Consider the following 13,693-nt stretch of genomic DNA (forward strand, 5'->3'; position numbering starts at 1 on the left):
CGCGCCGGCAAATTGCGGAGAAGATCGCGATTCCCGGCGACTTCCGCGCATCACCAGAGCACCGGGAACCCTTCGAACCCGCCAGTGATGATCTCCTTGCGCAACTTCAGTTCTTCGGGCGCCACGGCCAAGCGCAGCGCGCGAAAGCGCTGGAAGATCGAACCGAAAACCACCTTGAGTTCCAGCCTGGCTAGCGCCACGCCGATGCAGTAGTGCGGCCCGGAGGAGAACGCCAGGTGCGGTTTTTCGTCGCGTCCGATGTCAAAGATTTCCGGGTCGTCGAAATGGCGCGGATCGAACGACGTCGCCGGTAGGCCGATCAGCACCTTGCTCTCCGCGGGAATATGCACGCCCGCGATGGTCACGTCGGTCCGCGGATAGCGCATGATGCCGTCCCAGCCCGCGCCCGGCGGGTACATGCGCAGGATTTCCTCCACCGCCTTGTCCACCAGGGATGGATCGCCGACTAGGCGTTCGCGCTGTTGCGGACAGCGGAACATGGCCAGCAGGCCGAATTCGATCTGCGCGACGGTGCTCTCGTGCCCCGCCACCAGCATGCCCGCCGCCAGGCCGATCGCCTCTTCCTCGGTCGCCTTGCCCTGGTCGACCGCCGCGAGCAGATCCGTCAGCAGGTTGTCGCCCGGATCCTGGCGCTTGTCGCGCATCTTGCTGCGAATGTAGGCGAGCAGTTCTTCCCAGGCCAGGCGCGACGCGTTGCGCGGGCCGCTTTCATGCTGGTGTGTCATCACCTCGTCGGACAGCCCGGCGAAAAAGGCGTGATCCTCGTAGAGCACACCCAGCAGCGCGCTGATGATCATTGCCGGAAGCGGAAAAAGGTGAGGTGGCGCCGCAGGTCGGCAGGCTGGGGCTGAGCCGCCAGCGTCTCGAACAACTGGGCGGCGATCGCCTCGACCTGCTGCGCGAGCAGCTTCACCCTGGGGTTGCTGAAGGCCGGCGCCACGATCGTGCGTAACCGGGCATGCTCGTCCCCTTCGTGCGAGACTAGCCACCCCGGCGAACCGAGAATCACCGAATCCGGGGTAAATGCCGCCGGCGGCATTCCCGCGGGCCGGAACGCGGGGTCGGACAGCGCCGCCTTGGCCTCGTCGTAGCCTGTCACCCACCAGCCTTCGTGCCCGGATGGGAAGCGCACGCGGTGGATCGGACCGTTGGCGCGTAGCGCCAACATCTCGGGCGAGGGCTCGATATGATCGACGCGCCACATCGGCAGCGTCGGCAAGGGTTGTTTGGACATGGTGGCACTTCACTCTCTGAGCGATGGAAGGGCGGAAGGTGACCGGCAGGCGCTGCGGCAGCGAATGACGTAAAACGAAGCTCTACTAGTGCCGCGCCACAGAGATTATGACTCTTTGACGGGGTAAGCTTTGCGGAGCTTTTGGCGGGCTTTTTCGGTTGTGAACATCCATTGGATCTTTGCGCCATTAGCGTTGCGTTGCTGCTCCCAGGCTGCGACTTCGGCGATTATGGTGTCTTTATTGTCGATACGACGGTCGAGGCATTGGCTGCGCAGGACACCGATCTCGATCTCGACCATGTTGAGCCAACTGGCGTGCTTGGGCGTGTGGTGGAACTCCAGTCGCTTCAGCACCCTTCGAGCCTCCGGGGCTGGAAATGCGTCGTAAAGCGCCCCGGCGGAATGGGTGGAGAGGTTGTCCATCACCACGCGGATGATCGGGGCGTCGGGATAATCGACGTCGACCAGTTCGCGCATGCACTGGGCGAAGTCTTGGTTGGTTCGCCGATCGGTGACCTTCACCCTGCGCCAGGGCTGGTGGGCGTCCATGAAGACAAACAGATTGACCGTGCCGTTTCGGCGATACTCGCAGTCGTAGCGTTCAAGCTGGCCAGGCTTGGCCGCAATGGGCTCGCGCACTTCGCCGATGAGTTGGGTCGGGCTCTCGTCGAAGCAGACCACGGGCCTTTGTGGATCAGGCGTCTCTGCGTAGAGGTCGAGAACATCCTCCATGCGCGCGACGTATTCCCCATCGAGCTTTGGGATGCACCACATGTCTTTGCGCCAAGGTTTGAGATGATTCTCAGCCAGCCGGCGACGTACGGTCTCCGAGGACAACTCGTCATGATCGGTGAGTCGGACCATCTCATCGGCCAGAAGCTCCAGGGTCCAGCGGGCTCGCCCGGGCGGCGGCTTTGAGCAGGCGGTCGCCACCAACAGCGCCTCCTCCTTGCTCGATAGCTTGCGCTCAACACCCGGGCGCGGTTCTTCACTGAGCGCGCCTTCCAGATTGGCTTCCACAAACCGGCGCTTGGTCCGGTAAATCGTCGATCCGCTGACGTTCAAGGTTGCCGCGATCACCTCGTCGCTGAAGCCTTCGTCCGCCGCCACCAGGATCTGGGCGCGCTTGATCTTGCGCGACGCATGGCGTCCCCCGCTCAACAAAACGGCCAGTTGATCACGTTCCGATTGGCTAAGCTCTACGTGAAACTTTATATTCATCGACACCTCCTTCAGCGCGGAGACGCAGATGAATCCGAAAATGAGTCCCTCACTTGACCCGCAAGCCGCAACGGCAAGACATGGCCTTACGCAAGTCCAAGGCCAGTACCTGGCCTTCATCTACGCCTACAGCCGCATCTTCAAACAGCCTCCGGCCGAAGCCGACATGCGTCGCCACTTCGCCGTTACGGCTCCGTCTGTTCACCAGATGGTGCTGACCCTCGAGAAGGCAGGATTTATATCCCGCGTGCCAGGCGCAGCACGCAGCATCCAACTTCTCATCCCACCAGAAGACTTGCCCATTCTACGATAACCCAACCCGTCATAATCTCTGTGGCGCGGTACTAGTACTTGTTTTAAGACAATATGAGCAGAATATATACTGTTTATATTATGTAAAAATACGATAAGACATTAATTTTTCTCAAAGAGCTGAAACTATACCAAAATATATGTTATAATATATTCTGGTTCATTTTTCCAACTGGTGGATTTGACATGATACGTGCCGGGAATCGCGGCTGTCACTTAGCAATTAAACGTGAGAATGCGGTTGTTTCAGCCGGATTTGGCAGATGAGAATCCGCGGGGCAGGATTCTCTAATTAACTGCAACTGCGACGACGCCACCGAACGGCATGTATGGTTCATGATCTCATCGGTAGCGCTGCTGAAAGGCACTTTGTTGACACCCGTCATTTGGCCGCGCAGCATTTCGAGCGTCTCCGGTCCGGCCCGCTCGACGACGCCTACTCCGGCCAGCAGAGCCGGTCGCAGATGCAGCGACAGGATCGGAATTGCGGGTGGAGGCAGGTTCCTCCGTTCCATAGCGACGAAACCATCGAGATCTGGAATGATTGCGCCGAGCACCCTGAATCGCCACGGTTCGTACTCACGAGGAAGGGGTCTCGGCACGCATCGCATCAGCAGAAGGCGTGCGATTTCGGCCGGCGAAGTCCAGGTTGTTCAGCGAGCAGCGCCGCGGCGCTCGCGGTCAGGTGGGAGATTTCGTTGTTCATAGCAGCTCGCCCGTGTCCTTGACAAAGGGCACAGGTTTGCTGGAGTCGATGCCGCGAAGCGAGCCCCATCCGCGGTCATCCACGTTCGTTTTTGGCTTTCCTGCGCCATCGCGTCGCACGGCTGCCCTCTTCTTGGTTGCTGCATTGACGCTGCGCGAACGCTCATCTGTTGTCCAACCTGTCAGGGAAACTGGCAAGCGTCAGCGTGACGCGGCGTTTCCGTTGCCGCATGGGCGAGGCGATGAGTTTCATTATGGATCGCCGGCGCCCGATCCGCGTGGATTGCCGAAGGGCCGTGGCCGAGGGGTATTGTGGATCCCTAGCTGCATCTCGACGCGATCAAGGTGAAGACTCGGGATTTCAGGTAAGGAGGTAACGACGGGCCGACGGTTCTAATCCCGCCAAGGCTATTGGAATTTGACTAGCCTGCCTACGCTCGGAAACTGAAAAATCCGCGGCCAATCCTCTCGCTCATGGGGTCAGAGCACGCTTACGTTTTCGGCCTTCGACTTCCCGGTCTTCCGATCTTGGCCCAGCTCGTAGCTGACCTTTTCGCCTTCTCGGAGCGAATCGCCTCGTTGCAGGGCAGACACATGGACGAACACATCCGCTCCGCCATTCTCGGGCGTAATGAAGCCAAATCCCTTGTCTTCATTAAAAAATTTCACGGTACCTGTAGGCATGACTTTCCTCTTTAATTCTGCAGCGAGTTTGGCCCGCCAATCGGACCTATAGCTCCGAGCGTATCCTTGTCCACCAACGGTCTGCTACTTTTCAGCAATATTCCCATTCGTAGGAACTCGGCAACTCATTGCCTGAGAGGTGAACTGCGTATCGACGGTTCGTGAACACCGTTGGGTGCTCGGGGTCGAGCCGATCTGCAAGCTGCTACCGATTGCCCCACCTATTACGACTTAACGACGCTGTCGCCAAGCGGATCGACATGGATCGCCGGTCGGCCCGCGCCCGGCACAGCGGAACAGCTGCAAGCAATGCTGATCGCTGACCTGTCGCGTAGGGCGTCCGAACGCCGGAACCAAAACCAGAACGGCGGTGCTAAGACCACGAGAAGTCCTCGGCCCAAAAACCCGGGGTGGCGGTCGCGAGCTCATTTCGGCCGGTCTCTGCGAAGTGTGGACCGGCTCGACCAACCTCAGCGAGGATCCCTCGTGGTGGCGGCCACCGAATTTGCAAAGCGCTCGTCCAAGAGTTCCCCCGGACGGCGCCACTGATGGATGAGCGCCACAAGCATAAGCTTAAATAGCTATCTAGAGGCGGCATCTACCGGTTGTTCAATGGGCTGGTACAGCCGGCGCTTTCAGCCGCGAACCGAAATCACCACCACGTCCAGATGCCAAAATCCGCTGCACGAAATGTCGGGTTTGTCGACTCCGCGACACGGTGTTGTTCGGCCCGGCCTGCCACTGCCCTGTAAGTGACTGTGCAGAATTCTGAGGCTCTTTCTGCGCAGTTGGCACGACTCTTTGAATCTCTCTCGTTGCGCGCAGCAGGAGCTGCCGATGACCGTTACTGATCTTCTCATTTGAGCGCTAAAAAAGGAGACAACAATGAATACCGACATGTCAGCCTATGGTGCGACTGACTTAACGCCTGAAGAAGCATGTGCAATTTCGGGAGGATGGGGCCTTTTTGGGGCAATAGCTTTCGCAGTTATTGCGCTGGGAGGCCTTGCAGCTGCAACTATTGCAGAGGGGGTAATACGCAGTAAACACCACGGCTAGGTGTGCAAACTAGCTGTGGAACCCTCAACAGGTTGTCCCGATCCAGGCCAAGACGGCTGATAGGTGGGGTCGTGTCCCGTCGAGTGGTGTAGTTCGGCGGTAGCGAAGCCGCTCGGGAGCGCGTTCTAAATCGCGCCGTAGCGAGCGAGAGCGAGCGGCGAAGCGGCGGTCATCGAAGTTCTCCGGTAAAGTCGGATTGCTCACACCAACCTGATTGGAAGGAACCACCGATGACCGATATCATGATGAACCTGCGCACGCTCGTAGAGAAGACCCCGGACGCCGATATTTTGCGTGAGATGATCGGCTTTGCGGCAGAACGACTAATGGAGATGGAGGTGGGTGCCTCCACCGGTGCCGCTTATGGCGAGAAGAACCCGCTGCGCATGGCCCAGCGCAACGGGTATCGCGACCGGGACTGGGAGACGCGGGCCGGCACCGTCGAGCTGCGCATCCCCAAACTCAGGAAGGGCACCTATTACCCGTCGTTCCTGGAGCCACGGCGCATAGCGGAGAAGGCGCTGACAGCCGTCATTCAGGAGGCCTACATCCAGGACATCTCGACCCGCTCGGTCGACGACCTAGTCAAAGCGATGGGCATGAGCGGTGTCTCCAAGAGTCAGGTCAGTCGGCTCTGCGAGGAGATCGACGGCAAAGTGAAGGCTTTCCATGGTGCGCTGCTGCCGACCGGACGCAGCTGCGAGGACCTGGCGTCAGCGCTGGCGCCGCCGACCCAGCGGCTTCGCTTCCTTGTCGCTCTCAAGCCGGTGTGCAATCGCCGCCGCTCGCCGCTCGACCGCATTTCCGGTGGGAGGCTGCTGATCAACGTGGTCACCGATCCGGTCGAGAACATCGTCGGCGCAATAAAGCCCGGCAATACGAACATGGAGGCAGGAGAAGTCGATCACCGCGTCGATCTTGCGAAGCAGGTGATCCTTCGGCACCCGGCTGTCGAGCGTCACCATCTCGAGAGCCGTCTGGGAAGAGACAGTTTTCCTCAACCTGTCCCACTGAATCACATAAACCCCCAGCCAGGCCAGGGGTTTGTCAGCAGTCTGGGGCGGCCCGAAGGCCGCCCTATTATCTGATTGATTGCTGTGGAGGCTTTCGCCTTTTCACATCATTTCCATTCCGCCCATGCCGCTAGGCATGCCGCCGCCGGCGGAGTCCTTCTTCGGCAGTTCAGCGATCATGGCTTCGGTGGTGATCAGCAGCGAAGCAACCGAAGCTGCGTTCTGCAGAGCCGTGCGCACAACCTTGACCGGGTCGACGATGCCCATGGCGATCATGTCGCCATACTCGGACGTCTGGGCGTTGTAGCCATAGTTGTCTTCGTTCTTTTCGAGGATCTTGCCGACAACGATGGAGGCTTCGTCGCCTGCGTTTTCAGCGATCTGGCGCACCAGCGACTGCAGCGCCCTGCGGACGATGTTCACGCCGGCTTCCTGATCCTGGTTTTCACCCTTGGCGGTGATCTTCGTGGACGAACGCAGCAGAGCGACGCCGCCGCCCGGTACAATGCCTTCCTGAACAGCAGCGCGCGTCGCATTGAGCGCGTCGTCGATGCGGTCCTTCTTTTCCTTCACTTCGACTTCCGTGGAGCCGCCGACGCGAATGACGGCAACACCGCCAGCGAGCTTGGCAAGGCGTTCCTGCAGCTTTTCGCGGTCATAGTCCGAAGTGGTTTCTTCGATCTGAGCCTTGATTTGGGCAACGCGGCCTTCGATGTCGGACTTGGCGCCAGCGCCGTCGACGATCGTCGTATTTTCCTTGGAGATCGAAACCTTCTTCGAACGGCCGAGCATGTCGAGCGTTACGGATTCGAGCTTGATGCCGAGGTCTTCGGAGATGACCGTACCACCGGTCAGGATCGCGATGTCTTCGAGCATGGCCTTGCGGCGATCGCCGAAGCCCGGAGCCTTGACGGCAGCTATCTTCAGGCCGCCGCGCAGCTTGTTGACGACGAGCGTAGCAAGCGCTTCGCCTTCGACATCTTCAGCAATGATGAGGAGCGGCTTGCCGGTCTGAACGACAGCTTCGAGAACCGGAAGCATTGCCTGCAGGTTCGACAGCTTCTTTTCGTGCAGCAGGATGAAGGCGTCTTCGAGGTCGGCAATCATCTTTTCCGGGTTGGTGACGAAGTAGGGGCTGAGGTAGCCGCGGTCGAACTGCATGCCTTCGACGACTTCGAGTTCGGTTTCAGCGGTCTTGGCTTCTTCAACGGTGATGACGCCTTCATTGCCGACCTTCTGCATGGCTTCGGCGATATAGGCGCCAATCTCCTTCTCGCCGTTGGCGGAGATCGTCCCGACCTGGGCAATCTCTTCAGACGTGTTGATCTTCTTGGCCTTGGCCTGGAGATCCTTGACGACTTCGCCAACAGCGAGGTCGATACCGCGCTTCAGGTCCATCGGGTTCATGCCAGCTGCGACCGCCTTGCCGCCTTCGCGAACGATCGCCTGGGCGAGAACCGTTGCAGTCGTGGTTCCGTCACCGGCAACGTCGCTAGTCTTCGACGCGACTTCGCGGACCATCTGGGCGCCCATGTTTTCGAACTTGTCTTCCAGTTCGATTTCCTTGGCGACCGAAACGCCGTCCTTGGTGATGCGCGGAGCGCCGAAGGACTTGTCGAGGATGACGTTACGACCCTTCGGGCCGAGCGTTACCTTCACTGCGTCAGCGAGAATGTCGACACCCTTGAGCATCTTTTCGCGCGCGGTGCGGCCGAATTTGAGTTCTTTAGCTGCCATTTTGAAGGCTCCTTGTTTCGAAATTCCGGACAGATCCGGCTTTCAAATGCTGAAGTTAAAAGATTATCGGCCGATCAGCCGATGATGCCCATGATGTCGGCTTCCTTCATGATCAGAAGGTCTTCGCCGTTGATCTTGACTTCAGTGCCGGACCACTTGCCGAACAGGACGCGGTCGCCAGCCTTGACGTCGAGAGCGACGACCTTGCCGGACTCGTCACGAGCGCCGGAACCGACGGCGACGATTTCGCCTTCCTGCGGCTTTTCCTTGGCGGTGTCGGGAATGATGATGCCGCCCTTGGACTTTTCGTCAGACTCGACGCGGCGGACGGCAATGCGGTCATGCAGCGGTCGGAAATTGATGTTTGCCATTTTTGGTCCCTCGATCAAATGTCATTGCGGATCTAAGCGATCCGATGGCTGGCTGTTAGCACTCACGTTAATCGAGTGCTAACACGCTCCGGAGATAAGGATAGCCATCGGGCGGATCAAGGCTTGAAGTCAGGTTTTTTCGCGAGCCGAGAGCGTCATACCCAGGCGCTACGTCGCCAGGTATCTCAATCTCGGTCACTGTCCAATCGACCGACCTTAGCTCGGAAGTTAAGCGCGACGCATATTTGTTTGATGCCCTACAATCAGCGAATGCTGACGTTCGTCCGAGCGTCAGTCATATACTTCAACGGCAGCTTTATCCTCGGAAAGAAGTCCAAAGAGAAGCTGACGCGCCATGTGGGCTACCCACGAGTGCAATACCCTGGACCGCCACACATGAGCATCATGATCGGAGTAGGATTTCGCGCTGACGGGGTTCTGATGATCCATATCTTGGCGACTGGCACACGCATCCGGGCGCCGTCTCCGACGGCCTAAGCTGGAAAGACAGAGCGTGCCTGAAGATCTACCGTTCAAGGCATTTTCAAGCTGTTTCTTGAGCATGGTTGCGAATGTCCATTCCGCTGACCAGAGGCCTGTATCTCGTCCGAGCAGACAGAGGGTTCCATCGGCGGGCGAGCAATGCTTCTCCGGAAAGGTGGATGGTTCTCCGCGTAGTGCCACCTGGGCGAACGAATGGGTAGCTGTCTGGAAACGCCGCCCGCAATGGGCATGGGCGGCCGTCAGAGAGATGCCAATCAAACTCGAGCCGTAGGATTCCGTGCCGCAGTTGCTTTTCATCAATACGAAGGGTGTCTCCGACGAAAGTGATGATGTCACGCAACTCGAAGTCAAATCTACCCATCCAAGTATGCTCCCAATGCGGAACTATGCCCGGTTGCAGATGGCGAAGTTCAATCGTTTCAGCCTACAGGCCGATCCGGCGGCTGTGGCGGATCCTTCGGGCCTGGTGGAACGCCATCCGGGCGTCCTGGCACGCCGGATGGTGGCGGGCAGGAGGCGTGTGGGCGGCTTTGCCATGCAAGTCTGCATCTGTTCGGGAACTGATCGAACCACGATTTGCCCTCGCCTGCAATTGAAGCAACTGCGCGTCAGAAATTATCTCCGCGGCCCTCTGTATTTTATCGCTTCGTAATCGCGTCAGGCCCGTCAACGCTGCCTGCGTACTGTTCTTTGAACAAACATTTATTTTGGCGCTTCCGGGAGGTGAAGGGAGGGATGGGCCAGAACCATCGCTGCGCCGGCCATTTGGGATCGCCCGCAACGATCAGGGCGATCGCAACCTTTAAAAAATCGCAATAAAATATTGAGACTCGCTCCGAATTTTGATCGCCGATCAAAGATCACAGCAGCTTCCGCTCTATCCCTATGGCCGACATTAAGCCGATCTCGAAACACGGAAGATTTGGAGATGCGTTATGAGTTCGGCTTGATCGCTGCAACGCAAGCGAGCGAGGACGAGTGTGTCGGGTCCTCGATAAAATGTCGGAGATCGGACAAAGGGGCGGGTGCTCACCATATTGTATTGACAGAGTTTTTCTCTTTGGCACGATTAGTACTTCGAATGTTCCGCAAACGTCGCGGTACGAACCGATACTAGGGGAGGTAGGGTCGTCCCGATGGTCATCGATCCAGTCGCGCAAAACTGAATTTACCCATTAGAGCGTTTCCGCATTTTTCTGAATCGGGTCAGATTGAACTAAGCCGCTACCGCGGCAATTGCGGCGGGCTTTGAGAAGAGCCTCCTGGCTGAGAGGATGAGGGTGTTGCAAACCCACCCTTCAGACAGGAGGTCCAGATGGCCGAGATAAGCCCTCTTCGCCGCCGGATGATCGAGGACATGACGGTCCGCAATCTGTCTCCGGCCACCCAACGATCCTATATCAATGCCGTCCAGAAGTTCAGCCGCCATTTCGGCCACTCGCCGGATCGGCTTGATCTTGAAGATGTCCGCGCGTTCCAAGTCTACCTTGTCTCAGGTGGAATATCCTGGGCGGCATTGAACCAGATCGTCTGCGCGCTGCGGTTTTTTTATGGGGTCACGCTCGGTCAGAATGAGATCCCGGAGCGCATCCCCTATGCCCGCGCACCGCGGAAGCTACCCATCGTTCTGTCGACGGACGAGGTAGTCCAATTCCTGGAAGCTGTCTCCAGCCTGAAGGCGCGTGTGGCACTAACCTGCGCCTATGGAGCCGGTCTCAGGGTCTCGGAAGTCTGCGGACTAAGCATCGGTGATATCGACAGCTCGCGCATGGTGATTCATATCCGCCATGGCAAGGGCGGCAAAGCCCGCTACGTCATGCTGTCGCCGGAACTGCTCGGCATCCTACGCAGCTATTGGCGCTTGACGAGGCCCAAGACGCTGCTCTTTCCCGGACGCAATCCTGACAAGCCGATCGAGCCGACGGTGTTGCATGCCGCTTGTCGTTCGGCGGTTGCAGCAACGGGACTGGCCAAGCGGGTCACCATCCATACATTGCGGCACAGTTTTGCCACCCACTTGCTGGAGAACGGCACCGATATTCGTATTATCCAAGTACTGCTCGGTCATGCACACCTGTCGAGCACGGCACATTACACGCGGGTTTCCACCGACACGATCCGCTCCACGGCAAGCCCGCTTGACCGATTGCGACTGGAGGTGACGCCGCCGGTATCATAATCGGTTGCGCCCCGCTTTCGAAGTTGCCGACATCTTTCGGCGACACGGTGGCTGCTACAGGCGAGAGAACGCCGGTCATCTTAGTCGTGGCGAACGACGTGTCATGGGCGCGATCGAAGCTTGCCGCACACCCAGGCTCGGCGGCCATGTCGATGCCTGCGATGAGTGTGGCACGACTCGCATCTCCTATAATTCCTGCCGCAATCGTCACTGCCCGAAGTGCCAGGGCATAGCTCGCAGGGGATGGGTCGCGGCCCGCATCTGCGATCTCTTGCCGGTCCAGTACTTCCATGTGGTCTTCACACTACCGCCTGGCATCGCCGAGATAGCCTTCCACAACAAGGCGGTCGTCTACGCACTGCTGATGCGGATCGCAGCCCAGACGCTGCAGACGGTCGCCGCCGACCCTAAACGGCTGGGTGCCGAGATCGGTATCATCGCCGTGCTTCACACCTGGGGCCAGGCGATGACCCACCATCCCCACGTCCACTGCGTCATACCAGGCGGCGGTCTCTCACCGGATAAGTCAAAGTGGATTGCATGCCGGCCGGGCTTTTTCTTGCCCGTCCGAGTTCTATCGCGTGTCTTCCGGCGGCTCTTTCTGACGGCCCTTGCTGACGCCTTCGCTCAGCGTAAACTTCGCTTCTCCAACGCGCTTGCACGCCTTGCCGACCCCACCGCTTTCACCAGCCATCTCGCGCACGCCCGTCGCAGTGAATGGGTCGTCTACGCCAAGCCGCCGTTTGGCGGACCGGACCAAGTGCTCGCCTATCTCGGCAGATACACCCATCGTGTGGCCATCGCCAACAGTCGTATCGTCGGTGCCGATGACGAGCATGTCGACTTCCGGTGGAAGGACTATCGACGCCAAGGACATGATCGCGAGAAGATCATGCGCCTTGACCCGCTCGAGTTTATCCGGCGCTTCCTTCTCCACGTACTACCCGACGGCTTTCACCGTATGCGTCACTTCGGCTTTCTCGCCAATAGCCATCGCCGGCAACGCATCGCCCTCTGTCGGGACCTGCTGGGCCAGCGGTCGACGTCGGCCGAGCAACCGCATTGCCTCAACCCAAATCAAGGCTACCCCTTCACATGCCCCGAATGTGACCGGCCGATGCGTCGGATGAAGGCCAACATCCGACCCGCTCAAGCACGGTCATCTTCATTCCGATGTGACACATCATGACATCAGGCGATCGGCAGACGACCCATATCACCCGCCGACTTGGACGCCGTTCCGGCGGACAATCGTCGCTGCCTGGAACCAGGCCAGATGTTCGATCCGTAGGCGCAAATGCATCCATATCGGCACAACCGGCACAGCGACCCGCGACATTGCGCTTCGACAATCATGTAAAACCTCGCCGTCTGCCACTTGATTGCGCGCCCTCAGGGCCACCGCATCACCGCGCCGGAACCGGACGCAGAACGCAATCCCCATAGTGCCAAACAACCCGCGCCTTCGTTCAATCCGGCTTATGTGAGGTCGGCCGAGTATGACGCCACTGTCCTATCCGACCTCACATAACCCTCCAGATTCCCGAATCGACATTGTTCTGATTAACTGATGCTGGCTGGATGGAGGCCAGCATCATATGACCGCACCATTATCGAATGATCTTCGTGAGCGTGTTGTTGCGGCCGTTTTGAACGGCGAAGGTGTCCGTGCCGTGGCTGCACGTTTCGAGGTTGCCGCTTCTTCGGTGGTGAAGTGGTCGCAGCGCCATCGGGCGACCGGATCGGTTCGTCCGGGCAAGATGGGCGGGCATCGCAAACGCATTCTGGAGCCACATCGCGGCTTCATTGCCGAGCGGCTTGAGCAGAACCCACATCTGACGCTGCATGGTCTGAAGGCCGAACTGGCAGCGCGAGGCATTACCGTCTCCCATAATACGATTTGGGAGTTCATCCGCAGCGAGGGACTGCGCTTCAAAAAAAACGCTGTTCGCCCTTGAACAGGCTCGTGCCGATATCGCCCGCAGAAGAGAGCGGTGGAAGACCTTGCAACATCATCTCGATCCTGAACGGCTGGTCTTCATTGATGAGACCTGGATCAAGACCAACATGACACCCATCAGGGGCTGGGGACCAAAGGGCAAGCGTCTGCGGGCGTTTGCGCCGCACGGCCACTGGCGCACGCTGACATTCCTCGGTGCGTTGAGGAACGACCGGCTGGCAGCACCTTGCGTCTTCGACGGGACGATCAACGGCCAGTGCTTTCGCGCCTATGTCGAGCAGCAGTTGGTCCCTGTTCTCAAGCCAGGCGACATCGTCATCATGGACAATCTCGGCAGCCACAAGTCGGCTGCCATCCGCCAGGCTATTAAAGCCGCCGGCGCACGGCTTTGGTTCCTGCCACCCTACTCGCCCGACCTCAATCCGATCGAAGACGCATATTCAGGGAACCTCTGAAGGAGAGTTTCCGTTGATACCCTATCTTGGCCATAGAGTGTTGATATTGCTGGCCCGATGGATGATTCGTGATGCACCAGAAGCGGACACATATCCGATGGATGGATCTGCCACCAGATCGGCGCCGGAGGCTGGTGGCGCTGATTGCCAGTCTGGTACAGCGACATGTGTCGACGGACCGGGAGGCCAGTCATGAATGCGGAACCGAGTTGTCTCGACTTCGCGTTGACAGAGAATC

Annotated in this window: 10 protein-coding genes and 4 pseudogenes; 8 read left to right on the plus strand and 6 right to left on the minus strand. The window is 58.8% G+C overall.

Annotated elements, in window-relative coordinates:
* Nucleotides 1–50 precede the first annotated feature (50 nt).
* Nucleotides 51–1,255 (minus strand): annotated as a pseudogene (locus WGT02_RS31830) (cytochrome P450).
* Nucleotides 1,256–1,360: 105 nt separating this feature from the next.
* Entirely contained in the window at nucleotides 1,361–2,476 is a 1,116-nt protein-coding gene (locus WGT02_RS31835; protein WP_208245192.1) for an IS630 family transposase, read from the minus strand.
* Nucleotides 2,477–2,504: 28 nt separating this feature from the next.
* Between WGT02_RS31835 and WGT02_RS31840 the strand changes: the two genes are divergently transcribed.
* On the plus strand, nucleotides 2,505–2,789 hold the full coding sequence (locus tag WGT02_RS31840) for a LexA family transcriptional regulator (RefSeq protein ID WP_225039569.1): 285 nt from the start codon (nucleotides 2,505–2,507) through the stop codon (nucleotides 2,787–2,789).
* Between the two features lie 211 nt (nucleotides 2,790–3,000).
* On the opposite strand, the gene WGT02_RS31845 is transcribed toward WGT02_RS31840, so the two are convergent.
* Nucleotides 3,001–3,345, minus strand: a complete 345-nt coding sequence (locus WGT02_RS31845; protein ID WP_225040247.1) for a hypothetical protein — start codon at nucleotides 3,343–3,345, stop codon at nucleotides 3,001–3,003.
* Between the two features lie 628 nt (nucleotides 3,346–3,973).
* A complete protein-coding gene (locus tag WGT02_RS31850; protein WP_024318839.1) occupies nucleotides 3,974–4,177 on the minus strand; it encodes a cold-shock protein in 204 nt (67 codons plus the stop codon).
* A gap of 148 nt (nucleotides 4,178–4,325) precedes the next feature.
* Here WGT02_RS31850 and WGT02_RS31855 point away from each other — a divergent pair.
* The 3 genes and pseudogenes from WGT02_RS31855 to WGT02_RS31865 all read left to right on the plus strand — a co-directional run.
* A pseudogene (locus WGT02_RS31855) lies at nucleotides 4,326–4,464 on the plus strand (IS3 family transposase); the annotation flags it as partial.
* A 598-nt stretch (nucleotides 4,465–5,062) separates the two neighbouring features.
* Entirely contained in the window at nucleotides 5,063–5,236 is a 174-nt protein-coding gene (locus WGT02_RS31860; RefSeq protein ID WP_208246041.1) for a hypothetical protein, read from the plus strand.
* A 230-nt stretch (nucleotides 5,237–5,466) separates the two neighbouring features.
* Nucleotides 5,467–5,904, plus strand: a pseudogene (locus WGT02_RS31865) (transposase); the annotation flags it as partial.
* A 447-nt stretch (nucleotides 5,905–6,351) separates the two neighbouring features.
* Here the strand turns inward: WGT02_RS31865 and groL are convergent.
* Together groL and WGT02_RS31875 are read right to left on the minus strand one after the other, a co-directional pair.
* Complete coding sequence (gene groL / locus WGT02_RS31870) at nucleotides 6,352–7,986, minus strand: chaperonin GroEL (protein ID WP_208246043.1); 1,635 nt, start codon at nucleotides 7,984–7,986, stop codon at nucleotides 6,352–6,354.
* Between the two features lie 74 nt (nucleotides 7,987–8,060).
* Nucleotides 8,061–8,357 (minus strand): co-chaperone GroES, encoded by a 297-nt coding sequence (locus tag WGT02_RS31875; RefSeq protein ID WP_208246045.1) that lies wholly within the window; start codon nucleotides 8,355–8,357, stop codon nucleotides 8,061–8,063.
* Nucleotides 8,358–9,147: 790 nt separating this feature from the next.
* Here WGT02_RS31875 and WGT02_RS31880 point away from each other — a divergent pair.
* From WGT02_RS31880 to WGT02_RS31895, 4 genes and pseudogenes are all read left to right on the plus strand, one after another.
* Complete coding sequence (locus tag WGT02_RS31880) at nucleotides 9,148–9,513, plus strand: hypothetical protein (protein WP_208246048.1); 366 nt, start codon at nucleotides 9,148–9,150, stop codon at nucleotides 9,511–9,513.
* A gap of 663 nt (nucleotides 9,514–10,176) precedes the next feature.
* Nucleotides 10,177–11,040, plus strand: coding sequence for a site-specific integrase (locus tag WGT02_RS31885; RefSeq protein WP_037069958.1), 864 nt, complete (start codon nucleotides 10,177–10,179; stop codon nucleotides 11,038–11,040).
* A gap of 4 nt (nucleotides 11,041–11,044) precedes the next feature.
* On the plus strand, nucleotides 11,045–12,229 hold the full coding sequence (locus tag WGT02_RS31890) for an IS91 family transposase (protein ID WP_082321374.1): 1,185 nt from the start codon (nucleotides 11,045–11,047) through the stop codon (nucleotides 12,227–12,229).
* A gap of 409 nt (nucleotides 12,230–12,638) precedes the next feature.
* Nucleotides 12,639–13,443 (plus strand): annotated as a pseudogene (locus tag WGT02_RS31895) (IS630 family transposase); the annotation flags it as partial.
* Between the last annotated feature and the right edge of the window lie 250 nt (nucleotides 13,444–13,693).

This window comes from Rhizobium sp. T1470 (assembly GCF_042140505.1).
GTDB classification, from domain to species: domain Bacteria; phylum Pseudomonadota; class Alphaproteobacteria; order Rhizobiales; family Rhizobiaceae; genus Rhizobium; species Rhizobium favelukesii.